This window comes from Streptomyces sp. NPDC020983, assembly GCF_044333485.1.
In the GTDB taxonomy this organism is placed as follows: domain Bacteria; phylum Actinomycetota; class Actinomycetes; order Streptomycetales; family Streptomycetaceae; genus Actinacidiphila.
In genome coordinates, this window is record NZ_JBIRRA010000008.1 from 261,636 (window position 1) to 284,769 (window position 23,134).

The 23,134-nt window shown below is 75.0% G+C and carries 17 protein-coding genes and 1 pseudogene; 11 read left to right on the forward strand and 7 right to left on the reverse strand.

What is annotated here, in order from left to right; translation table 11 throughout:
* Positions 1–33 precede the first annotated feature (33 nt).
* The 3 genes from ACH4SE_RS20290 to ACH4SE_RS20300 all read left to right on the forward strand — a co-directional run bounded on the left by ACH4SE_RS20290 (position 34) and on the right by ACH4SE_RS20300 (position 6,653).
* Entirely contained in the window at positions 34–1,887 is a 1,854-nt protein-coding gene (locus ACH4SE_RS20290) for a serine/threonine-protein kinase (RefSeq protein WP_398544774.1), read from the forward strand.
* Positions 1,888–2,004: 117 nt separating this feature from the next.
* Positions 2,005–4,083 carry a protein tyrosine kinase gene (locus tag ACH4SE_RS20295; protein WP_398544775.1) on the forward strand — a complete coding sequence of 693 codons (2,079 nt, stop codon included), beginning with the start codon at positions 2,005–2,007 and terminating at the stop codon, positions 4,081–4,083.
* Positions 4,084–5,132: 1,049 nt separating this feature from the next.
* Positions 5,133–6,653: a serine/threonine-protein kinase gene (locus tag ACH4SE_RS20300; RefSeq protein WP_398544776.1), complete on the forward strand. Its 1,521-nt coding sequence runs from the start codon at positions 5,133–5,135 to the stop codon at positions 6,651–6,653.
* Here ACH4SE_RS20300 and ACH4SE_RS20305 read toward each other — a convergent pair.
* Together ACH4SE_RS20305 and ACH4SE_RS20310 are read right to left on the reverse strand one after the other, a co-directional pair.
* Positions 6,643–7,245, reverse strand: coding sequence for a TetR/AcrR family transcriptional regulator (locus ACH4SE_RS20305; protein WP_398544777.1), 603 nt, complete (start codon positions 7,243–7,245; stop codon positions 6,643–6,645). The two genes, ACH4SE_RS20300 and ACH4SE_RS20305, sit on opposite strands and share 11 nt — an antisense overlap.
* A gap of 10 nt (positions 7,246–7,255) precedes the next feature.
* Positions 7,256–8,236 (reverse strand): quinone oxidoreductase family protein, encoded by a 981-nt coding sequence (locus tag ACH4SE_RS20310; protein WP_398544778.1) that lies wholly within the window; start codon positions 8,234–8,236, stop codon positions 7,256–7,258.
* Between the two features lie 190 nt (positions 8,237–8,426).
* On the opposite strand from ACH4SE_RS20310, the gene ACH4SE_RS20315 reads away from it, so the two are divergent.
* Both ACH4SE_RS20315 and ACH4SE_RS20320 read left to right on the forward strand, forming a co-directional pair.
* The gene (locus ACH4SE_RS20315) at positions 8,427–10,061 is read left to right on the forward strand and encodes a succinic semialdehyde dehydrogenase (protein WP_398544779.1); all 1,635 of its coding nucleotides are present in this window, start codon (positions 8,427–8,429) and stop codon (positions 10,059–10,061) included.
* Positions 10,062–10,071: 10 nt separating this feature from the next.
* Complete coding sequence (locus ACH4SE_RS20320) at positions 10,072–11,967, forward strand: GMC oxidoreductase (protein WP_398544780.1); 1,896 nt, start codon at positions 10,072–10,074, stop codon at positions 11,965–11,967.
* Positions 11,968–12,434: 467 nt separating this feature from the next.
* Here ACH4SE_RS20320 and ACH4SE_RS20325 read toward each other — a convergent pair.
* Positions 12,435–12,719 (reverse strand): annotated as a pseudogene (locus ACH4SE_RS20325) (chorismate mutase); the annotation flags it as partial.
* A gap of 256 nt (positions 12,720–12,975) precedes the next feature.
* On the opposite strand from ACH4SE_RS20325, the gene guaA reads away from it, so the two are divergent.
* Both guaA and ACH4SE_RS20335 read left to right on the forward strand, forming a co-directional pair.
* Complete coding sequence (guaA, locus tag ACH4SE_RS20330; protein WP_398544781.1) at positions 12,976–14,595, forward strand: glutamine-hydrolyzing GMP synthase; 1,620 nt, start codon at positions 12,976–12,978, stop codon at positions 14,593–14,595.
* Between the two features lie 160 nt (positions 14,596–14,755).
* On the forward strand, positions 14,756–15,319 hold the full coding sequence (locus ACH4SE_RS20335; protein ID WP_398544782.1) for a DoxX family protein: 564 nt from the start codon (positions 14,756–14,758) through the stop codon (positions 15,317–15,319).
* Here ACH4SE_RS20335 and ACH4SE_RS20340 read toward each other — a convergent pair.
* Together ACH4SE_RS20340 and ACH4SE_RS20345 are read right to left on the reverse strand one after the other, a co-directional pair.
* Complete coding sequence (locus ACH4SE_RS20340; RefSeq protein ID WP_398544783.1) at positions 15,267–15,485, reverse strand: hypothetical protein; 219 nt, start codon at positions 15,483–15,485, stop codon at positions 15,267–15,269. The genes ACH4SE_RS20335 and ACH4SE_RS20340 overlap by 53 nt on opposite strands.
* A complete protein-coding gene (locus ACH4SE_RS20345) occupies positions 15,482–16,894 on the reverse strand; it encodes a PspC domain-containing protein (RefSeq protein ID WP_398544784.1) in 1,413 nt (470 codons plus the stop codon). Before ACH4SE_RS20345 ends, ACH4SE_RS20340 begins: the two co-directional genes overlap by 4 nt.
* 168 nt (positions 16,895–17,062) lie before the next feature.
* On the opposite strand from ACH4SE_RS20345, the gene ACH4SE_RS20350 reads away from it, so the two are divergent.
* Together ACH4SE_RS20350 and ACH4SE_RS20355 are read left to right on the forward strand one after the other, a co-directional pair.
* On the forward strand, positions 17,063–18,460 hold the full coding sequence (locus ACH4SE_RS20350) for a PspC domain-containing protein (protein WP_398544785.1): 1,398 nt from the start codon (positions 17,063–17,065) through the stop codon (positions 18,458–18,460).
* Positions 18,457–19,143 (forward strand): LuxR C-terminal-related transcriptional regulator, encoded by a 687-nt coding sequence (locus tag ACH4SE_RS20355; RefSeq protein ID WP_398544786.1) that lies wholly within the window; start codon positions 18,457–18,459, stop codon positions 19,141–19,143. The genes ACH4SE_RS20350 and ACH4SE_RS20355 overlap by 4 nt, the downstream gene beginning before the upstream one ends.
* Before the next feature lie 58 nt (positions 19,144–19,201).
* Here the strand turns inward: ACH4SE_RS20355 and ACH4SE_RS20360 are convergent, their stop codons facing one another.
* Positions 19,202–19,987, reverse strand: coding sequence for an SDR family oxidoreductase (locus ACH4SE_RS20360; protein WP_398544787.1), 786 nt, complete (start codon positions 19,985–19,987; stop codon positions 19,202–19,204).
* A gap of 101 nt (positions 19,988–20,088) precedes the next feature.
* Between ACH4SE_RS20360 and ACH4SE_RS20365 the strand changes: the two genes are divergently transcribed.
* Both ACH4SE_RS20365 and ACH4SE_RS20370 read left to right on the forward strand, forming a co-directional pair.
* The gene (locus ACH4SE_RS20365) at positions 20,089–20,748 is read left to right on the forward strand and encodes a TetR/AcrR family transcriptional regulator (RefSeq protein WP_398544788.1); all 660 of its coding nucleotides are present in this window, start codon (positions 20,089–20,091) and stop codon (positions 20,746–20,748) included.
* 132 nt (positions 20,749–20,880) lie between these two features.
* Positions 20,881–21,810, forward strand: a complete 930-nt coding sequence (locus tag ACH4SE_RS20370) for a transglutaminase-like domain-containing protein (RefSeq protein ID WP_398544789.1) — start codon at positions 20,881–20,883, stop codon at positions 21,808–21,810.
* A gap of 34 nt (positions 21,811–21,844) precedes the next feature.
* On the opposite strand, the gene ACH4SE_RS20375 is transcribed toward ACH4SE_RS20370, so the two are convergent.
* Positions 21,845–22,966 (reverse strand): NlpC/P60 family protein, encoded by a 1,122-nt coding sequence (locus ACH4SE_RS20375; protein WP_398544790.1) that lies wholly within the window; start codon positions 22,964–22,966, stop codon positions 21,845–21,847.
* Between the last annotated feature and the right edge of the window lie 168 nt (positions 22,967–23,134).

Consider the following 23,134-nt stretch of genomic DNA (forward strand, 5'->3'; position numbering starts at 1 on the left):
GGGGATTCACCCGTACGACCACAGAGGGAAGCCATGAGCGAGGTCGAAGGTACCGACGGACGTCTGCTCGCCGACCGGTACCGGCTCGACGGCGTGCTCGGCAAGGGCGGCATGGGCACGGTCTGGCGCGCGACCGACGAGACCCTGGGCCGCACCGTCGCCGTCAAGGAACTGCGCTTCCCCGGAAACGTCGACGAGGAGGAGAAGCGCCGCCTCGTCACGCGCACCCTGCGCGAGGCCAAGGCGACCGCGCGCATCCGCGGCACCGGCGCCATCACCGTCTACGACGTCGTCAAGGAGGACGACCGGCCGTGGATCGTGATGGAGTTGATCGAGGGCCGCTCGCTCTCCGACCGGATCCGCGACGACGGCCCGCTCACCCCGCGCCGCGCCGCCGAGGTCGGCCTCGTCGTCCTGGACGTGCTGTCCGCCGCCCACCGCGAGGGCATCCTGCACCGCGACGTCAAACCCTCCAACGTCCTCATCGCCGACGACTCCCGCGTCGTGCTCAGCGACTTCGGCATCGCCCAGATCGACGGCGACCCGTCCGTCACCTCCACCGGCATGCTCGTCGGCGCGCCCTCCTACATCTCGCCCGAACGCGCCCGCGGCCAGAAGCCCGGCCCGCCCGCCGACCTGTGGTCGCTCGGCGCGCTGCTCTTCGCCGCCGTCGAGGGCCACCCGCCCTACGACAAGGGGTCGGCCATCGCGACCCTCACCGCGGTGATGACCGAACCCGTGGGCCCGATGCCCCACGCCGGGCCGCTCGCCCGCGTCATCTCCGGGCTGCTCGAGAAGGATCCCGGCAAGCGGCTCGACGAGCACGCCGCCCGCGCGCTGCTCCAGGAGGTCGTCGACGCGCCGGAGCCGCCCGCGGACACCCCGCGCATATCCACCGGCGAGACACGCACCAGCGTGCTCCCGTCCGTTCCCGAGCCGCCCGCCGCCCCGGCCGGCACGCCCGCCGCGGCTTCGGAGCCCGCGCCCGCCTCCGCCGCCGCGCCCGACCTCGACCGGGCCCGCGAGGCGCTCGCCGCCGTCCGCCGGGCCGCCGCCAAGCCCAAGGCGAAGCCCGCCGCCCACCCCGCGGCCGCGCCCGGCGGCCCCGCCGGCGCGCGCCCGGCGCGCGCCCCGCTCACCGACGTCGTGCCGCGCCGCACGCTGTTCATCGTGGCCGTCGCCGTCCTCGCCGTGATCGCGGCGATCGTCGGCGTCCTGGCCGCCAACGCGGGCGGCGGCAGCGGCGACAGGAGCGGCGACGGTACGACGAAGGGCACCACGGGCACCACGCCCGGCACGGGCACGGACGGCAAGGACACCGCCCAGACGTCCGAGCCCGCCACGCCGCCCGGAGACGGCGGCCAGGGCGACGACCACGGCGGCAGGAACAAGGGCAAGGACAAGGGGAAGGGTGACGACGCGGCGATGGCCCCCGGCGTCGCCCCCGAGGGCTTCCAGCTCGTCACCGCCAACGGCGGCGCCGCCGTCGCCCTCCCGAACGGCTGGAAGCGCCTTCCGGACCGGGCGGGCTACCGCACCGGCACCTACTACAGCGGCCCGAACGGCGCGCGCCTGATGGTCGACTACACCACCTCGCCCAAGCCCAGCGCCCTCGCGGAGTGGCAGCGCAGCGCCGCCCACAACACCATCACCGGCTACCAGCAGATCGGCGTGCGGAGCGCGACGTACCGCACGTACGACACGGCGGACTGGGAGTACAAGCGCACGTCCGAGGGTAGGCAAGTGCACGTCCTGAACCGCGGGATGGTGGTCGACAAGCACCACGGCTACGCACTGCTCTTCACGACCCCCGTGGACGACTGGAACAGCACGGAGAACCGGCGGATGCGCGAGGTCGTGCTCGCCACTTTCAAACCGGCCGGATGAGTGCGGTACAGCACGTATGGTAAGGGTGCACGAACCGTCCGCAGCCGGATGAGGACCGGAAACGACCGGTTCGGGGCGCGGAAGGACCGCAGCCGGCCGGGCCGGGGAGGGGGCGCCGTGGACGAATACGCAGGGCGGGTGCTCGCCGACCGCTACCGGCTGCCCCGGCCGCCCGCCGACGAGTACGAACTCGTCGAGACGCGCGCCTTCGACACGTACAGCGGCCAGGAGGTCCTGGTCCGCCAGGTGCTGCTGCCCGAGGTCGTCGGCGACGACGACGGCTACGGCGGCCACGGCTTCGAGGACGGGCCCGGCGGGCTCGGCGAGAGCGCCCGGCGCGCCCTGGACGCCGCCCGCGCGGCCGCCGCCATCCCCGACCACCCGCGCCTGGTACAGGTCTTCGACATCTTCGTCGAAGGCGGCAGCCTGTGGATCGCGAGCGAACTGGTGTCCGGTCGGCCGCTCGCCGCGTTACTCGCCGAACGCCCCCTCGACGCCTACCGCGCCGCCGAGATCGCCGCCGACGTCCTCACCGCGCTGCGCGCGCTGCACGCCGACGGCTGGACCCACCGCAACGTCACCGCCAGCACCGTGCTCGTGTGCGACGACGGCCGCGCCATGCTCGGCGGCCTCGCCGCCGGCGCCGCGCAGGAGGCCCTGTGCGGCTACGACCCGCTCCCCGGGGACGGGCCCGAGCACGTCCCCGCCATGACCGGCCCCGCGGGCGAGGAGACGGAGGAGGGCGCCGACACGCCCGCCGGCTCCGCCGGTACCCCCGGGGCCGAGGCCTGGCACGGGCCGCGCTCCGCGCTGGAGGCCGAACGCGCGCGGCAGAACCGCATCACCGTCGTCGGCGCCGTCACCGAGCGCTGGGCGCCCGAACAGGCCCACGCCGTCCACGAGAAGTGGCAGCTCTCCCCGCCGGTCGGCCCGCCCGCCGACCTGTGGGCACTCGGCGCGCTCCTCTTCCGCTCCGTCCAGGGCCACCCGCCCTACCCCGAGGAGAACGCCGCCGAGCTCGTGCAGATGGTCTGCTCCGAGCCGCCCGCCTTCGCCGAGGAGTGCGGGGCGCTGCGCCCGCTCGTCGAATCGCTGCTGCGGCCCGATCCCGAGGAGCGCCCCGAAGCCGAGGAACTGGGCGGCTGGCTGCGCTCCCTCATCCGCTCCGCGCCCGAACCCGACCTCGGCGAGCACACCGTCTACGTACCCGCCGACCCCGCGAAGCTGCCCGTCAAACGCCGCAAGGGCGAGCTCGTCCGGCGCCGCCGCCGCGAGGCCGGCGAGGGCGGCGGACTCCAGCACCGCCGGCACGCCCGCGGCAAGCAGGCCAAAGCCGCGCGGCCGGTGCGGCCGCCGCGGCCGGCCCGCCGCGAGCGCGCTCCCCGCGCGGAGGAGGAGCACTTCCTGCACGAGCAGGTCGTCTCCTCCCGCCGGCCCGCCTCCGACGGCGCCGCCTCACCGCGCCGGCTCGGCCTGCGGCTGCTCGTCGTCCTGCTGGCGCTGCTCGTCGTCGCCGCGGTCGCGGTGGTGCTGCTCATGCCGCACCGCGACACCTCCTCCGACGGCTCGAACGGGGACCGCACGGTGCCGGCCCAGATGCCGGGGTCGCACTCCGGGTCCGGCACGGGCGGCACAGGCGGCACGGGCGGCGGGAAGACGCCGTCCGCGTCCCCCTCGCACTCCGCCGCCCCGCCGCCCTCCGCGCCGGCCACCACCCCCGCCCCGCCGCCCTCCGCGCCCCCCGACCTCGGGCCCGACTTCGCCCTCCGCGCCGACCCCGCCGGCTTCACCGTCGCCGTCCACACCGGCTGGCAGCGCGCCGGCAAGAACGGCAGGGGCCAGGTCCGCTACACCGGCAGCGACCTCACCATGACCGTCGTCCCCGGCCGCGACAAGGCCACCGGCGACGCGCAGGACCCGCTGGCCTACCAGCTCGTCGAGCCGGAACTCGCGGACTTCCGCGCCTCGTCGTGGTCGTCGGCCTCGGGGCTCCAGACCTTGACCGTCCACGGCCACTCCGCGGCCGAGGGCGAGTACACGTGGCGGGACGCCAACCAGCAGTCCGTCTACGCCCGGAACCTGGCGATCCAGATCGGCGGGCGCTACCACGTCGTGCTCGTGTACGGGCCGGACGCGCAACGGGCGGCTGTGCAGAGGGCTTTCGACAAGGTCGTCGAAACCTACACTGCGGGCTAGCGCCCCGCCGGGTGCCCGATCTCGCGCGGTGATGCCGGCGGGGGTCCCCGCGCCCCTTTCCGCGCTGCGAGGTGCCCCGTGCGGTGGCGGCCCGCCGTTCCGCGGGTGGGGATTGCCCGCGCCGTTCCCCGCGCCCCTGAGGGGGTGCGGCTTGGGGTGGGCGGTTTGCCTTTCTGCCGGTGGGGGCTGGTCGCGCGGTTCCTCGCGCCCCTGGGGGGTGCGGCTTGCGGTGGCGGTTCGCCGTTCTGCCGGTGGGGGCTGGTCGCGCCGTTCCTCGCGCCCCTGGGGGGTGCGGCTTGGGGTGGGGGTTCGCCGTTCTGCCGGTGGGGGCTGGTCGCGCCGTTCCCCGCGCCCCTGAGGGGGTGCCTCTTGGGGTGGGGGTTCGCCTTTCTGCCGGTGGGGGCTGGTCGCGCAGTTCCTCGCGCCCCTGGGGTCATCCGGCGGGGCATCGCGCTGTCCCTGCGGGGGTGGGGTCGGGTGCCACTCCGGGGGTACCTCCTCGGAATGCGCGTCTGACCTCTTTCGTGAGGTGGCGGGGAGGGGGTGCGCATTCCTGCGGGGGCACCCCCGGATCGTCCCCCTCCCGGGCCGTGTGGCGGCTGCCTGCCGGTGGGGGTGATGTCCTTGAGGGACTGCGGTTCGCCCCCGACGGCGATGCACCCCCACGAGAAGGCCGTCAGCCGACGTCGAATCCCGCACGGGTGGTGGGGGTGGGAGCACCCCGCGCCGCCAGGCGCGGGAAACCCCCGCGGCGGGCGAGCCGCCCACGCACCTCGGGCGGGCACCGTCCGGAGCGGCGCGCCGCCAGGCGCGGGAAACCCCCGCGGCGGGTTAGCCGCCCACGTACCGGCAATCGGCCACCCCCCGAAGCGGCGCCGCCAGGCGCGGGTACCCCGGCGGTGGGTCAGCCGCCTACGTATCGGCAACCGGGCACCGCCCGAAGTGGCGCCGTCAGGGGCGGGAGACCCCGGCGGCGGGGCAGCCGCCAACGTGTCGGCAACCGGCGGCACCGCCCGGGTGCGCGGGGGAAGCGGTAGGGTCCGGGGGTCATGGGGACGGAGCAGGTCGTCGCGGGGCGGTACCGGCTGGGGCCGCGGCTGGGACGCGGCGGAATGGGCACGGTCTGGGCCGCGACGGACGAGCTGCTCCACCGCGACGTGGCCGTCAAGGAGCTGCACCTCGCCGAGGGTGAGCCCTCGTTGGAGCGCGCGTTGCGCGAAGCGCGCGGGCTGGCCCGCATCCGGCATCCGAACGTCGTGGTGGTGTACGACGTGGTGGAGCAGGACGGCCGCCCGTGGATCGTGATGGAGCTGATCGACGGGCGTTCCCTCGCGGAGGTGCTGCGCGAGGACGGCCCGCTGCCGCCGCGTGAGGCGGCCCGGGTGGGGGCGGCGGTCGCGGGCGCGCTGCTGGCCGCGCACGCGCACGGCATCCAGCACCGGGACGTGAAGCCGGCGAACGTGCTGCTCGGCCGCGGCGGGCGGGTGGTGCTCACGGACTTCGGGATCGCCCGGGTGCCGGGGAGCGCCACGGTGAGCGAGTCCGGCGCCTTCGTGGGGTCGCCGGAGTACACCGCGCCGGAGCGGATGGAGGGGAAGGCGGCGGGGCCGGAGTCGGACCTGTGGTCGCTGGGGGCGCTGCTGTGCGCGGCGGTGGAGGGGCATTCGCCGTTCCGGGGCGATTCGATCGGCGAGATCGTGCACGCGGTGGCGTTCGCGGACATCCGCCCGCCGGTGGCGGTGGGGCCGCTGCTGCCGGTGGTGCGGGGGCTGCTGGAGCGGGATCCGGCGCGCCGGATGGCGGCCGCGGAGGTGCAGACGGTGCTGGTCGCTTTCGCGGAGGCGGGTGTCGAGCCGCCGACCCCGCCGACGGTGCCGCAGGTCCGCACGGGTGGTGGGCGCCGTCCGCGGCGGCGCCGGCTGCTGGCGGGGCTCGCGGCGGTGGTGCTGGTCGCGGTGGTGGCGGGCGGTACTGCCGCGTTGGTCGTCCTGCGTGACGGGGGACGCGGGGACCGCCGCGCCGCCACGGTGCCGCCGTCCACGACGGCGGCGGCGTCCACCACGGCTCCGGCACCTGTGACGACGTCCGTCGCCCCCGTGTCCGCCACGCCGACGCCGAGCCCGCTGCCGGAGGGCTTCCGCGAGATCACGGACAAGCACGGCTGGTCCGTCGCGCTCCCGGACGGCTGGGTCCGCGAGGAGGTTCCGCCGCGGGTCTACTACTGGTCCGCGGACCACGTCTTCCGTTTCGGGGAGCGCATACAGCCGCCGGGCAAGGGGTCGGCGTACGACGTGATGCACGGTCAGGACGTCGTGGCGCAGGGGCCGAAGGGCCCGTACAAGGGCTACCGGGACGGCGTGGTGACGCGGACGGAGCAGGGCGGCGCGGACGCGGCGCTGTGGGAGTTCACCTACGACGGCTTCCCCGGCGGCGGCGGGCCGCGGCGCACCTTCGACCTGTGCTGGGTGCAGGACGGGAAGATGTACGACGTCTGGCTCTCCGGCCCGCTGGACCGGACCGAGGAGACCAGGGCCGTCTTCGACACCGTCCGCCTGACGTTCAGGCCGTGACGGGGGCGCCGCGGCGCAGCGCGGCGATGCCCTCGTCGAGGGCGGCCTCCAGGTGGGCGGGGCTGCCGGTCGACATGAGGATCAGCACCCCGCCCTGGATCGCGGCGAGCAGCGCCGCCGCGACGCGCTCGGGGTCGATGCCGGGGTCCGTGAGGCGGGTGTCGCGCATGTGCGCGACGCCCTCGGCGAGGGCGGACTGCCAGTGCTGCATCAGCTCGGCGACGACCGCGCGGGCCGCGGGGGTGGAACGGCCCGCCTGGGAGACGGCGATGCTCAGCGGGCAGTCCTGGCCCTGCGCCCGGTAGTGGCCGACGACCTTGTCGCGCCAGGCCTGCCACGCCTCCCAGGAGGTGAGCGCGCCCAGTTCCGGCTGCTGGCCGGCGAGCACGCGGTCGGCCTCGTACCGGGCGACGGCGAGGAACAGCTCCTCCTTGCCGCCGGGGAAGTAGTGGAAGAGCTGGCTCTTGCTGGTGGAGGTGGCGGCGAGCACGTCGTCGAGCGTCACGGAGAAGACGCCCTGACGGCGGATCTCGGCGGCGGCTCCCTCCAGGATGCGCTCACGGGTGGCCGCGCCCCTGCTGGTGAGCGTCATGGGTCTCCTTCTAGGGGATCAGCAGCAGCTTGCCGGTGGTGCGGCGCGATTCCAGGTCGGTGTGCGCGGCCGCGGCGTCGGTGAGCGCGTACCGCCCGCCGACCCGTATCCGGATCTTCCCCTGCGCGAGCATGGCGAAGACCTCCGCGCTGCGCCGCCGCAGGGCCTCGGGGGTGCGCACGTGGTCCCGCACCGTCGGGTAGCTGAGCAGGATGCTGTTGGGCAGGTCCGTCACGGAGAAGGACGGTACGCCCATGAAGGGGCCGTAGTAGACGTGCACGCCGTGCGGGCGCAGGGCGAGCTGGGAGGAGCGGAACGTCGGGGTGCCGGCGCCGTCGTAGACGACGTCCGCGCCCTCGCCGCCGGCCAGCTCCCTGACCTGGTCCTCGAAGCCGCCGCCGGTGTGGACGAGGACGTGGTCGGCGCCGGCCTCCTTGGCGACGGCGGCCTTGTCCTCGCGGGAGACCAGGCCGATGACCGTGCCGCCGCGGGCCTTGACCATCTGGGTGAGCAGGCGCCCGACGCCGCCGGCCGCCGCGTGGACGACGGCGGTGTCCCCGGGGCGCACGGCGTAGGTCTCGGTCGTGAAGTGGCTGGCGGTCAGGCCCTGCATCATCACGGCGGCGGCGGTCTCGTCGTCCACGCCGTCCGGGACACGGACGAGGGACCTGACGGGGACCGCGGCCAGTTCGGCGTAGCTGCCGGGGTGGTAGTACCAGGCGACGCGGTCGCCGACGGCGAGGTCCCGGGGCCCGTCCGCCGCGGCCGCGCCCTCGCCGAGGGCGACGATCTCGCCCGCGCCCTCGACGCCGGGCAGGAAGGGCGGGGTCCAGCCGGGGCCGCCGACCTGCCGGGCGCCGACGTCCATGTAGTTGACGCCCGCCACGGTGACCCTGACCAGGGCCTCGCCGGGGCCGGGGACGGGATCGGGGAGGTCGGCGACGTCCATGACCTCGGGGCCGCCGTGCCGTTCGACGCGGATCGCGCGCATGGGTCTTTCCTTTCCGGAGGGCCGCGGGCGGCCCGCTGCGGGGACGTCTCCGACGGTAGGAAGCGAAAAATGGACCGGCAAGTCCAGTTCTGCCCCGGGCGCGGGGGGGCCGCGCCCAGGGTGTTACCGCCGGTAGAAATCGGCTACTCATGGGTAGCCACGCCGGGCGCCGCGTCGTAACCTCACCGGCATGACGGATTCGCCGCAGCCGACCCCCAGTCGCGACGACGCCCCCCCGGCCCCCGACGGCGGCAACCCGGTGCTGCCCCGCGGCGCCCGCGGCCCCGCGGACGTCGTCACGCCCGACCTCGTCGCCCGGCTCACCCGCGGCCTGCCCGGCGCCGGCCGCACGGTCAGCCACACCCCGCTCACCGGCGAGGAGCTGGCCTCCTTCCCCGAGGCCACGCCCGACGACGTCGCCGAGGCCTTCCGCCGGGCGCGCGCCGCCCAGCCGGGGTGGGCCGCCCTTCCGGCGCGCCGGAGGGCCGCGGTCCTGCTGCGCTTCCACGACCTCGTCCTCGCCCGGCAGGCCGAGGTGCTGGATCTCATCCAGGTCGAGACGGGCAAGGCCCGGCTGCACGCCCACGAGGAGGTGCAGGTCGTCGCGATGGCGGCGCGGCACTACGGGCGCAAGGCCCCGTCCTACCTCGCCCCCCGGCGGCACCAGGGCGCGATCCCGGCGCTGACCCGCACGGTCGAGCTGCGCCAGCCGCGCGGGGTCGTCGGGCAGATCTCGCCCTGGAACTACCCGCTGGAGCTGTCGGTCGGCGACGCGCTGCCCGCCCTCGCCGCGGGCAACGCGCTCGTCACCAAGCCGGACACCGAGACCGCGCTGACCGCCCTGTGGGCGCGCGAGCAGCTGGTCGAGGCGGGCCTGCCGGAGGGCGTGTGGCAGATCGTGGTCGGCGAGGGCCCGGTCGTCGGACCCGCCGTCGTCGACAACGCCGACTACGTGTCCTTCACCGGCTCCACCCGCACCGGCCGCGAGGTCGCCCGGCGCGCCGCCGCCCGGCTCGTCGGCGCGAGCCTGGAACTCGGCGGCAAGAACGCCCTGCTGGTGCTGCGCGACGCCGACCTCGACAAGGCCGCCGAGGGCGCGGTGCGCGCGTGCTTCGCCTCCGCGGGCCAGCTGTGCATCTCCATCGAGCGGCTGTACGTGGACGCCTCGGTGGCCGACGCCTTCCTGGAGCGCTTCACCGCCCGCACGAAGGCCCTGAAGCTCGGCACCGCGCTCGCGTACGGCGCGGGCATGGGCTCGCTCGTCGGCCCGGCGCAGCTCGACGTCGTCACACGGCACGTGGACGAGGCGCGCGAGAAGGGCGCCCGCGTCCTGGCCGGCGGCCGCGCCCGCCCGGACGCCGGGCCGTACGTCTACGAGCCGACGATCCTGGACGGTGTCGAGCCCCCGATGGCGGTGTGCACCGAGGAGACCTTCGGCCCGGTCGTGTCCGTCTACCGCTTCCGTGACGAGGACGAGGCGGTCGAGCGCGCCAACGCCACGCCCTACGGCCTCAACGCGAGCGTCTGGACCAGGGACGTCCGGCGCGGCGCCCGCATCGCCGCCCGGCTGCGTTCCGGCACGGTCAACGTCAACGAGGCCTACGCGGCCGCGTACGGCAGCGTGCGCGCGCCGATGGGCGGCATGAAGGACTCCGGGCTGGGCCGCCGGCACGGCTCGGAGGGCATCCTCAAGTACACCGAGGCGCAGACCGTCGCCACCCAGCGGCTGCTGCCGCTGGGTCCCGCCCTCGGCATGGACGACGAGAAGTACGCGGCTTTCCTGAGCCGTTCGCTGCGGTTGATGAAGACGCTCCGGATGCGCTGAGGAGGCGCTTGTGACAGCGGAAGGCGAGTCCCGCGCACCCCGCGCGGCGGACGACGGCTTCGACTACGACGTCATCGTGGTCGGCTCCGGCTTCGGCGGCTCGGTCGCCGCGCTGCGGCTGACGGAGAAGGGCTACACGGTCGGCGTCTTGGAGGCCGGCCGCCGCTTCGCCCGCGGGGAACTGCCCAAGAACTCCTGGGACCTGCGCAACTACCTGTGGGCGCCCGCGCTGGGCCTCTACGGCATCCAGCGCATCCACGTCCTCGGCAACGTCCTGGTCCTCGCGGGCGCGGGCGTCGGCGGCGGCTCCCTCAACTACGCCAACACCCTCTACGTGCCGCCCGCCGCCTTCTTCCAGGACCGCCAGTGGGGCGGCATCACCGACTGGCACCGCGAGCTGAAGCCGTACTACGACCAGGCCAGGCGCATGCTCGGGGTGCGGCTCAACCCCACCATGACGCCCTCCGACGAGCACCTGAAGGCCGCGGCCCAGGAGATGGGCGTCGGCGACACCTTCCACCTCGCCCCGGTCGGCGTCTTCTTCGGCGACGGCGACGACGCCGACGGCACCGCCGAAGCCGCCCCCGGCGAGGAGGTGCCCGACCCGTACTTCGGCGGCGCCGGGCCCGCCCGGCGCGCCTGCACCGAGTGCGGGGAGTGCATGACCGGCTGCCGGCACGGCGCGAAGAACACCCTCAACGAGAACTACCTGCACCTGGCCGAACGCGCGGGCGCGACCGTCCACCCCATGACCACGGTCGTGGAGCTCACCGAGGAAGCGGCCGGGGGCTACCGGGTCACGACCGTCCCCACCGACCGCCGCCGCAAGGGCCCCCGGACGACCCTGCGCGCCCGCCAGGTGGTCGTCGCCGCCGGGACGTACGGGACGCAGACGCTGCTGCACACCATGCGCGACACCGGCCGGCTGCCCGGGCTGTCGCCCCGGCTCGGCGAGCTGACGCGCACCAACTCCGAGGCCCTGGTGGGCGCGCAGACCTCGCCGCGGCGCTACCGGAAGAAGAACCCGGGCCGCACACCGGACTTCACCCGCGGGGTGGCGATCACCTCGTCGGTGCACCCCAACGACCACACCCACATCGAGCCGGTCCGCTACGGCCGCGGCTCCAACTCCATGGGCTCGTTCTCGATCCTGGCCGCGCCCTACCGCGGGAAGCTGCCGCGCTGGATGGAGTTCGTCGGCGCCAACCTGCGGCACCCGCTGCTGGCGATGCTGTCGCTGTCCAACCGGCGCTGGTCGGAGCGCACCATCATCGGCCTGGTCATGCAGACCAGCGACAACTCCCTCGCCACCTACCGCAAGAAGCGCGGGCCCGGCAAGGGCCTGCTGACCGCCCGGCAGGGCCACGGGGAACCCAACCCCGTGCACATCCCCGAGGGCGCGCGGGCCGCGAAGCTCCTCGCCGAGCAGATCAACGGCTTCCCCGGCAGCAACATCGGCGAGGCCGTCAACCGCCCGATGACCGCGCACTTCCTCGGCGGCTGCCCGATCGGCGAGGACGCCGAGCACGGCGTCATCGATCCTTACCACCGGCTGTACGGGCACCCGGGCATCCACGTCGTCGACGGCGCCGCCGTCTCGGCGAACCTCGGCGTCAACCCGTCGCTCACCATCACCGCGCAGGCCGAACGCGCGATGTCGCTGTGGCCCAACAAGGGCGAGCCGGACCCGCGGCCGGCGCAGGGCGAGCCCTACCGCGAGATCCCGGCGGTGCCACCGGCCGAGCCGGCGGTGCCGGACGGCGCCTTCGGCGCGCTGCGGCTTCCGCTGCTGCCCGTCCCCGTGGTGCCGCGGGCGCGCGGCAAGGGGGCGGGGGCCGCGGCCCCGGGGGGCGAGGAGGCTCCCGGAGGCGCCGCTGAGGGCACGGGGGACGCCTCTTCCCGGTGAAGCGCACCGAAGGCGCCTGTACGCACGGTAATGTGTGCGTTACGGTGCTCTCGGTGCAATTGCGGCGGCGACCGCCGCGGTGCGCACCGCCGGAGGTGCCGTCACAGGCGCCGTTCTCCGGCAGGTGCCGTCAGCAGGTGCCGCAGAGCGGCCGGTCCCGGGCGTCCCCGGAGCCGACCGCCTCTTTGGAGTTGTGACCGGGCTGCTGTCCCCTGCCGTCCGGTCACTCGCTGCCGGTGCGAGGTCCCACGGCGGCGCATCCCTGCGCCGCCTCATCGCACCGGCCACACCCCGCCCAGCTGCGTCTGGGCGGTGTCCACTTCCACGCGTGGTGTTCGGTGACCGCCCCTGGCTGGCACGGACACCACCTCCAACGAAGACGCCGCGGGGCGGTCACGTGCCGTTCGGGTGATGCCCCCGAAAGGGTCGCGCCCGCCGGCCGCGTTGTCCCGCGGCGGCCCGCCGCCTCACACGGTGCCCCGGCACAGCTCCAGCAGCGTCATCGCGACGGAGGTGCCGGGCCGGCCGAGCGCGTCGCCGTACGTGCGCAGGATCTCCATCTCGCGGGCCAGGTGCACGCGGCGCCCGCCGGAGCCGATCCGCGCCTGCTGGACGGCGCGCGACGCCGCCATGCGCTCCCCGACCAGCGCGATGATCCGCGCGTCCAGCTCGTCGATACGCGCCCGGTTCGCCGCGATCACCTCCTCGGGGGTGGTCGCGTCCTCGTGCCGTGGTGCGGTTGCGGTCATGGTCTGCTCCTCGGGTCCGGTGTGCGGTGGACTCCGGGTGCCGCGGTGGCCGTCCGGCCCGGGAAACGGAAGGCGCCCCGGGCGGTGAGCCCGGGGCGCCTGGAAGTCGCGGTGTCAGCGGCACACGCGACGCGACCATGGCAGCCGGCCGGGCCGGTTGCCATAGGTAAACGCGAAGGTGTGCGCGGTCATGGGGCCGAGTGTAGCGGCGGTAGAATCGGAGATCGACCCCCCTTCGCAGACCGCCGGAAGGCAGCACGTGGCACCAGCGACCCCCGCGACCTCCGAGACGACTCCCAGGACCGACGAACTGACGCCGGAGAACGACACGGTCCTCGTCGTCGACTTCGGGGCGCAGTACGCCCAGCTCATCGCCCGCCGGGTGCGCGAGGCCAGGGTCTACAGCGAGATCGTCCCGTCGACCATGCCGGTCGAGGAGATGCTCGCCAAGCGCCCCAAGGCCGTCATACTCTCCGGCGGCCCCTCCTCCGTCTACGAGCCGGGGGCCCCGACGCTGGACCGCGCGCTCTTCGAGGCCGGTGTGCCCGTCTTCGGTATGTGCTACGGCTTCCAGATCATGGCCACCACCCTGGGCGGCACGGTCGACAACACCGGCGCGCGCGAGTACGGGCGCACCGCGCTGAGCGTGTCCCGTCCCGGTTCGACGCTCTTCGAGGGCACCCCGGCCGAGCAGTCGGTGTGGATGTCGCACGGCGACGCGTGCTCGGCCGCGCCCGAGGGCTTCACCGTCACCGCCTCCACCGACCTGGTGCCGGTCGCGGCGTTCGAGAACGACGAGAAGCGGCTCTACGGCGTCCAGTACCACCCCGAGGTGCTGCACACCACGCACGGCCAGCAGATCCTGGAGCACTTCCTCTACCGCGGCGCGGGCCTGGCCCCCACGTGGACGGCCGAGAACGTCGTCGAGGAGCAGGTCGCCGCGATCCGCGCCCAGGTCGGCAGCAGCCGCGCCATCTGCGGCCTGTCCGGCGGTGTGGACTCCGCGGTCGCCGCGGCCCTCGTGCAGCGTGCCATCGGCAGCCAGCTGACGTGCGTCTACGTCGACCACGGGCTCATGCGCAAGGGCGAGACCGAGCAGGTGGAGAAGGACTTCGTCGCCGCCACGGGCGTGCAGCTGAAGGTCGTCGACGCCTCCGAGCGCTTCCTGAGCGCGCTCGCCGGGGTGTCCGACCCCGAGCAGAAGCGCAAGATCATCGGCCGGGAGTTCATCCGGGTCTTCGAGCAGGCGCAGGCCGAGATCGTCGCCGAGGCACCCGACGAGCACCCGGTGGAGTTCCTGGTGCAGGGCACCCTCTACCCGGACATCGTCGAGTCCGGCGGCGGCACGGGCACCGCGAACATCAAGTCGCACCACAACGTCGGCGGCCTGCCCGAGGACCTGGAGTTCCAGCTCGTCGAGCCGCTGCGGCAGCTGTTCAAGGACGAGGTCCGGATGGTCGGCCAGGAACTGGGCCTGCCCGAGGAGATCGTCCAGCGCCAGCCCTTCCCCGGCCCCGGCCTGGGCATCCGCATCGTCGGCGAGGTCACCCGCGAGCGCCTGGACCTGCTCCGCGAGGCCGACGCGATCGCCCGCGAGGAGCTGACCGCGGCCGGCCTGGACCGCGAGATCTGGCAGTGCCCCGTCGTCCTCCTGGCCGACGTCCGCTCCGTCGGTGTCCAGGGCGACGGCCGCACCTACGGCCACCCCGTCGTGCTGCGCCCCGTCTCCTCCGAGGACGCGATGACCGCCGACTGGTCGCGCCTGCCCTACGACGTCCTGGCCCGCATCTCCACCCGCATCACCAACGAGGTCCGCGACGTCAACCGCGTCGTGCTCGACATCACGAGCAAGCCCCCGGGCACCATCGAGTGGGAGTGACCTCCCGCACGTCCGGGATCCCGGCAGCCGCGCGGCTGCCGGGATCTTTTTCGTGGACGCGGTGAGACACAGCCGGCCGGTGTACGTATGACTGTCCGACGCCGGCGGGGTGGAAGGGACGCTTCCGCCACGGTGCCGGCGGCGTGAGAGGCGGAGGACGATGCGGGAGACGGTCGAGAAGTGGCGGGCGGTCGCCGGGCGGTACGCGCTGCTGCCGCTGCGGGTGTTCCTCGGGGTGACGTTCGTCTACGCCGGACTGGACAAGCTGACCAGCGACAGCTTCTTCACCGACAGCGCCGGCGGTTCGCTGCTGCAGATCCTGCACGCCTCGCACGACAGCGCCGCGATCCCCGGCCTGGTGGACCTCGCGCTCAGGGCACCGCACGGCTTCGGGTACGCCATCGCGCTCGGCGAGATCGCGGTCGGACTCGGAACGCTGGCGGGCCTGTTCGGGCGGGTCGCCGCCGCGGGCGGCGCGCTTCTCTCGCTGAGCCTGTGGCTCACCGTGAGCTGGTCCACCACGCCCTACTACTACGGCAACGACCTCGCCTACCTGATGGCCTGGCTGCCGCTGGTGCTCGCCGGGACGCCCCTGGTCTCGGTCGACCGGCTGCTCGCCGTGCGCCGGGGGCGCACGGCGGACGCGCCGGACGGGCCGGACGCGCCCGGGGTCACACGCGCCTCCGGCGCCGGCGGGCCCGTACGGTCCGCACCGCCTGCGTGAGCACGCCGGTGGCGGCGGCCAGCACCAGGCCGCCGCCCGCCAGCCGTGCGGCGGTGTGCCAGCCCAGGTGCCACACCCCGCCCGCGTCCAGCAGGAAGAACACCGACAGGGTGCAGAGCACCAGGCCCGTCACCAGGGCCGCGGGTTCGAACCGGTGCCGTCTCACCTGACCACCTTCAGCTGTCCCACGCCCACCTCGACGTGGAGGTCGACCGTTCCGTGTGCGGGGACGCCCGCCGCCGGGCGCAGCGTCACCGTGCCGTGCTTGCCCGACTGGATGCGCACCCCGTGGTTGGCCCGGCCCGGCAGGACCAGCTCGGCCACACCCAGGTCGTAGTCCAGCACCACCGTCGCGTCCTTCGGCAGGTGCACCTCCGCCCGGCCCGCGCCCACCGTGACGTGCGAGGCCACCGTGGTGCCCGCGGGCAGCGCCAGGCCCGACAGGTCCAGCAGCCCGCGGCCGGTGCCGCGCTCGTACAGCGGCCGTACGTGGGCGGCGTCCGCCGGGCGCCAGACCGTGGTGCCGACGCCGGGGCCGCCCGCGGTGGGCAGCGCCGTCACGCCGACGAGCGCGGCCAGCGTCAGCACGGAGAAGAAGACCGTGCCTTCGCGGGCCCGCCCCGCGAAGGACGCCACCAGGAACGCCGTGCCCAGCACGCCGAGCGCCGACGCAAGGCCGATCTCCGCGCTGACGGCCGCGGGCTGGTAGGGCCAGGACGCGCCCGCGCCGACGCCCAGGGCCGTCACCGTCAGCAGGAAGACCGCGAGCGAGAAGGGCCACGAGCGGTCCGCCGCCCGCACCGCCTTCTTGCGGTCCCGCCACGCCTGCCGGTCCTCGTCGCCGTACGGCCCGTCGTCCGGACCCCACAAATACCGCGGCAGCTCCTTCGACAGCGGGTCCCGCCACCACGAGGGCCGGCCCGGCTCGGGCGGCGGCGCCACCGCGGGCGGTGCCTCCCCCACCACCGCCGGGGACACCGGCGGGGCGGGCGACTGGCGGCGCTGCGACCAGTACACCGCGCCCGCGGTCGCGAAGAGCAGCACGAGCGAGAAGGCCTGGTTGGTGGCGTTGCCGAGCATCGAGGCGTAGAGGCCGCAGCCGACGAGCGTCATGAGCACGGCCGTGAGCGGCGCGCCCTCGATCCGCCCCGACATCAGCCGGTGCGCCTCGCTCTGCTCCTCGTCCTCCTGCGGGATGACGAGCCAGCCCATCCCGTACACGATCAGGCCGATGCCGCCGGTGAGCGCGAGCACCGCCAGGACGATCCGGAAGATCACCGGATCCAGCCCGAAGTACCGCCCGGCCCCGTCGCACACCCCCGCGACCACCCGGCGCTCCCGGCTGCGCGTGATGCGCGGGCGGGCGGGGCGGTCGCCCCGCTCGCCGCCCTCCGCGGCACGGGCCGCGCCGCTGTCCGCGCCGCCGGGACCGTCCGCGCGGGTGCCGCCGTGCCCGGCGCCCTCCGCGGGGGGCCGCTCCTCCTGCGCCGGGGCGCGGGTCGCACCCGCGTGCGGGGCGGCGGGGGATGGGGGCCAGGGCCCGGCGGGGGGCTCGTCGGTCGGCTCGTCCGTCATAGCCACCATGGTGGCCGCTCGCGGTGCGCCCCGGCACCCGGCCCGACCCTGGTAGGACCCTGATCCGACCCTGGGGGGCTCCCCGGGGCCGCCCCCGGCGGCTTCCGGCGACCCTTGGGGGGTCAACCCTGATGCCCGGCGGGGGCCGGACGTGTGACGATCGGGGGTATGTCAGCGAGCAGCGCCCCGGCCGGGGCGCACACCGGACCGCCGGGCGGCGCCGCGCGCGCCGCGGGCGGCACCGGCGGATCCGCCGGTACGGGCGGCGGCGCCCGTCCGGGTACGGGCGCCCGTAACGGCGCGGGTGCCGGGCCCACGGGCGCGTCGTTCCTCAACCCGCCCGACCCCGCCGGCGGCCCGCGCCGCCTCTACCGCAGCTCCGAGGGGCGCTGGGTCGGAGGCGTCGCGCGCGGGCTGGCCGGGCACCTCGGGCTGCCGGTGCTGTGGGTCCGCGTGCTCTTCCTGACGCTCGCCTCCTTCAACGGCATCGGCGTGCTGCTCTACGCCGTCTTCTGGTTCTTCGTCCCGCTCGGTGTCGGCGGCGTCGCGGAGGCCAAGGAGCCGCGCGACGCCCGCTCGTGGCTGGCCGGCCGCCGTCCCGACAAGGGCCAGGTCATCGCGCTGGTCGCGCTCGCCGTGGGCACGGTCGTCCTGATCGACAACCTCAACCTGGGCGTCGCCAACCGCGCGGTGTGGCCGCTGCTGGTCATCGGCCTGGGCGCCGCGCTGGTGTGGCGGCAGGCGGACAACGCGCGCAAGGCCCGCTGGGTCGAGATGAGCCAGGGCAAGCGCTTCTGGCCGCTGGTGCGGGCGGCGGGCGGTATCGCCCTGGTCGTCGCGGGGGTGACCGGCTTCATCGTGGTGCGCGGCTCCGGCAGCCACCTCGGCGCGATCCTCCAGGCCGCGCTCGCCGTGCTGGTGGGTGTCGCGCTGATCGCGGGCCCCTACCTGGTGCGGATCACGCAGGACCTGTCGGCGGAGCGGCTGGCCCGTATCCGCGCGCAGGAACGCGCCGAGGTCGCCGCGCACGTCCACGACTCGGTGCTGCACACGCTGACGCTGATCCAGCGCAACGCCGACGACCCGCGCGAGGTCTCGCGGCTGGCCCGTGCGCAGGAGCGCGAGCTGCGCGCGTGGCTCTACCGTCCCGAGGGCACCGGCCGCGACGACGAGCCCACGACGCTCGCGGACGCCGTGCGCGCGGCCGCGGCCGAGGTGGAGGACGCGCACGGGGTGCCGGTCGAGGTGGTGTGCGTCGGCGACTGCCCGCTCGACGACCGCCTCGTCGCGACGATGCAGGCCGCGCGCGAGGCCATGGTCAACGCGGCCAAGTACGGTGGCGGCGGGGCCGTGCAGGTATACGCCGAGGTCGAGGACGGCAAGGTCTTCGTGTCGGTGCGCGACCACGGGCCGGGCTTCGACATCGACGCGGTGCCGGAGGACCGGATGGGCGTCAGGGAATCGATCATCGGCCGGATGCGGCGCAACGGCGGCGAGGCGCGGCTGCGCCCCGCCCCGGGCGGCGGCACGGAAGTCGAACTGGAGATGGAGAGGGCCACGACATGACGGACACCGAGAGCGGCGGCCACCGCCACGTGCGGGTGGTGCTGGTGGACGACCACCGGATGTTCCGCACCGGCGTGCAGGCGGAGATCGGGGCGACCGCCGAGACGGGCGTGGAGGTCGTCGGCGAGGCGGCCGACGTCGACCAGGCGGTCTCCGTCGTCACCGCGACCCGCCCGGAGGTCGTCCTGCTCGACGTCCACCTCCCCGGCGGCGGCGGTGTCGAGGTGCTGCGCCGCTGCGCGACCCTCGCGGCCGACCCCGAGCAGCCCGTGCGCTTCCTCGCCCTGTCCGTGTCGGACGCGGCCGAGGACGTCATCGGCGTCATCCGCGGCGGCGCGCGCGGCTACGTCACCAAGACCATCACCGGCCCCGACCTGGTGGACTCCATCTTCCGGGTGCGCGACGGGGACGCCGTCTTCTCCCCGCGGCTGGCCGGCTTCGTCCTTGACGCCTTCGCCTCCACCGACGCCCCGCCCGTCGACGAGGACCTCGACCGCCTCACCCAGCGCGAGCGCGAGGTCCTGCGCCTCATCGCCCGCGGCTACGCGTACAAGGAGATCGCGAAGCAGCTCTTCATCTCGGTGAAGACGGTCGAGTCCCATGTCTCCGCGGTGCTGCGCAAGCTCCAGCTCTCCAACCGCCACGAGCTCACCCGCTGGGCGACGGCCCGCCGGCTGGTGTGACGGCGGGGTCCGGCGCCGCCTCCGCCGCGGCGCCGGCCCGCCCCCGTCCCGCCCCCGGCTACAGGCCGGAGCCGCCCGTCGCGTCGATGACGCGGCCGGTGACCCAGCGGGCGTCGTCGGAGGCGAGGAAGGCGACCACGTCCGCGACGTCCTCGGGCTCGCCGACGCGGCCGAGGGCGGACAGGGCGGCGGCCTCGGCCTCCGCCTCCGGATTGCCCTGGAGCCAGGACGCGTTGATGTCGGTGTGGATGATGCCGGGGGCCACCGAGTTGGCGGTGATGCCGCGCGGGCCCAGCTCCTTCGCGAGGTTGAGGGTGAAGGTGTCGAGGGCGCCCTTGGTGGACGCGTAGGCGATGATGCGCGGCAGGGCGATGCGGGCGGCGCCGCTGGAGACGTTGACGATCCTGCCCCCGTCGCGCAGGCGCGCCAGGCCCTCCTTGACGATGAAGAAGGGCGCCCGGACGTTCACCGCGTAGACGGTGTCGAAGGTCTCCTCGTCGATGCCGGCCAGCTCGCTGTCGTAGCCGACGCCCGCGTTGTTGACGATGATGTCGACCACCGGCCGGTCCTCGTACGCGCGTACGCCCTCGTCGAACGCCGCCCAGAGCCGGGCCGCGTCGCCGTGCGAGCCCAGCTCCGCGTGCACCGCGAACGCCCGGCCGCCGTCCTTGGTGATGCGCCCGACCACCTCGCGCGCCGCCGCCTCGTCACGCGCGTAGCCGACCGCGACGGTCGCGCCGTCCCGGCCGAGCCGCTCCGCCACGGCCCGGCCGATTCCCCTGCTGCCACCCGTGACCAGCGCGACCTTGCCCGCGAGCCTGCCCTCGACTGCGTTCGTACCCATGGCTGTTCCACCCTTCCTTCGGTGCCCCGGTATTTGTTGAGCGATGACTCAACAAATCGACGACGCCGACGCTAGCACGCTTTTTGAGCGAACGCTCTAGAATGGTCGGTGTGAGCGAGACGACACCCCCCAGGCGCGGACGCCCCCGCGCCTTCGACCGTGACGAGGCCCTCGCCGCCGCGACCCGACTGTTCTGGGAGCGCGGCTACGAGGCCACGTCGATCGGCGATCTGACCCAGGCCATGGGCATCAGGCCCGGCAGCCTCTACGCCGCCTTCGGTGACAAGAAGTCGCTCTTCCGCGAAGTCGTCCGCGTCTACGGCAGCACCCCCAACGGCGCCTTCCTCGGCCGCGCACTCACCGAGGAGCCCACCGCGCGCGGCGCCGTCGCCCGCATGCTGAGCGAGGCGGCCGCGAACTACGCCTGCCCCGACCATCCCGGCGGCTGCCTGACGATCAGCGCCGCCACCAACGTCAGCCCGCAGGACGCCGAGATCCAGGACTTCCTGTGCGGCCTGCGCGCCGCGAACATCGACGCCTTCGAGGCCCGGCTGCGTACCGCCGAGCAGGCCGGCGAGCTGCCCCCCGGGACCGGCGCGCGGCCGCTCGCCGCCTACTTCGCCGCCGTCCTCCAGGGCATGTCGCAGCGCGCCCGCGACGGCGCCACCCCGCAGGAGCTGGCGGCCACGGCCGAACTGGCCCTCGCCGCCTGGCCGGAGCCCGCGCCCCCGCCGAAGGAGGACGCCCCGGGAGGGGGTTGAGCTGCGGTCGGCGGGTTAATGCCCTGGACACCGAGCGGCCAATTTTGGCACGGTGGACCGCGGCCGGCCGCGACCCCGGACGGGACCCACGACGGCGCCGGCCCACCCCTTCCGCCTCCCGGAGGTACCGCTGTGCCCGTTCCCCGTCTCGCCCCCGAGGTCGCCGCGTACTACGCCGCGCAGAGCCCCACGTCCGACCCCGGGGCGTACACCGGGCTCCTCGCGGACCTGCCACGGGACGCCGGCGCGCTCGCCCGGGTCGTGCGCGGGCTGATGATCCACCGGGTCGAGGGCGGGCAGTGGGACATCCCGATCGCGGACGACCGGATGCGCGACGACGCCGAGACGCGCTACATCGACGACATCCTCGCCCTCGTCGCCGCCCGCGACCCCGCCCCGCTGACCACCCCGCGCGCGTGGTCCGACCGCTTCGTCGGGATCTGCCGGGACTTCACGCTGCTGCACGTCGCGCTGCTGCGCCACGTCGGCATACCCGCCCGGCTGCGCTCCGGCTTCGCCACGTACTTCTCCGACGAGGGCTTCCACTGGGACCACGTCGCCACCGAGTACTGGGACGACGAGCGGGGCTGGCTGCTCGCCGACGCGCAGATCGCCGACCCCGGGCGCTACCCGTACGGCTTCGACCCGGTGGACGTCCCGCGCGACCGCTTCCTCGTCGCCGGGCAGGCCTGGCAGGCGATCCGCGCGGGCGACGCCGACCCGCTGCGCTTCGGCCTCGACCTGGAGGACACCCCGATGCTGGGCAAGCGCTTCGTGGCGGGCAACATCCGCTACGACCTCTCGGCGCTCAACAAGGTCGAGACCCTGCTGTGGGACGTGTGGGGTGAGGGATCGCAGGTCACTCCCGAGACCTTCATGGACGAGGAGCTGTCCGAGGAGACCTGCGTCCTCTACGACCACGCCGCCGCCGTGACGGCGGGCCCCGACCCGGACTTCGCCGCCGTCCGCGAGCTCTTCACCACCGACGACCGCCTCCGCACCCCGCGGACGCTGCGCTCCCTCGCCCCGCTGCGCGGCCCGGCGACGGTCACCCTGCGCTGAACGGGGACGGTACGGGGAGGGGCGGAGAGAGGGATCAGCTCGGGCGGACCGCGCCCGCGAAGGGCATCTCGCTGATCGGCGCGATCCGCACCGTCGAGCCGGGGTGCGGGGCGTGGATCATCTTCCCGGCGCCGATGTAGATACCGACATGGCTCACACCCGAGTAGAAGAAGACCAGGTCACCGGGCTGGAGCCGGCCGCGCGGCACACGCGTGCCGGCATTGATCTGGGTGTAGGTGGTGCGCGGCAGCGTCACACCCGCCGCCTTCCACGCCGCCTGCGTCAGCCCCGAGCAGTCGTACGCGCGCGGGCCCGTCGCACCCCACACGTACGGCAGGCCGAGCGCCCGGAAGGCGAACGCCACGGCCCTGGCGGCGCGCGGGGAGGGGGCCGCGACCGCGGGGAGCGACGGGCGGCCGTCGCCACGCGAGGCGGCGGGGGCGCCGGAGGACTCCGCCGCGGGACCGTCGTCCGCGGTGAGGGCCGTGCGCTGGGCGGCCGTCAGCCCGGCCAGCAGCGCCTGGGCGGCGGCGAGCTTGCGAGCGACGGTGTGGCGGTGGTCGGCGACGGCGGCCTGCGCGGTGCGCAGCGCCGCGAGCCTGCCGGTGGCCTGCGCGCGGGTGCCGGCGATGTCGCGCTGCTGGGCGGCGAGCTGGTGCAGCGTCACGGACTGCACGCCGCCGGCCTGGGCGAGGAAGGCGGCGCGCTCCAGGTAGGTGCCGGGCGAGGAGCTGAGCGCGAGCTGCAGCAGCGGGTCGATCCCGCCGGTGCGGTACTGGGCGGCGGCGAGACTGCCGAGCGCGTCCCGCGTGGTGTTGAGCGCGGCGGTCTTGCGGGCCAGCTCGTCCTGGAGGGCGGTGACCGCGGCGTTCGCGCTGTCGGCCCGCTCCTTGGCGCCGTCGTAGTCCTGTGTGGCCTGCTCCGCCTGCTGGTAGAGGGCCGCGACCTGGGCGCGTACCTGGTCGGGGGTGAGCCGGGGCTCGGCGTGGGCGGTCTCGCCGAGCAGCGAGACGGAGGCGGCCGAGGCGAGGGCGAGGGTGACGCCGACCCGCTTCGTGGCCGAGGCGGGGCCGCCGGCCGACGGGGGGCGTCTGCGGTGCGCGCCCGGGCCGTCGGGACTGCCGGTGGGACTGCCGGCGGGACTGTGGGAGGCCATCGCGGCCGTCACTCCTTCCAGGGGACGGCCCGGCGGCGCCTGCACGGGGGAGCAGGGCGCCGCCGGGCCTTCGGCGGGGGTGGCCGATGCCGTCCACGAACCGGGACGGCAGTGGGTTGTCGGCCACCTGAGGAGCGACGCTAGACCCGCCGGGGGCGGAAAAGGGGC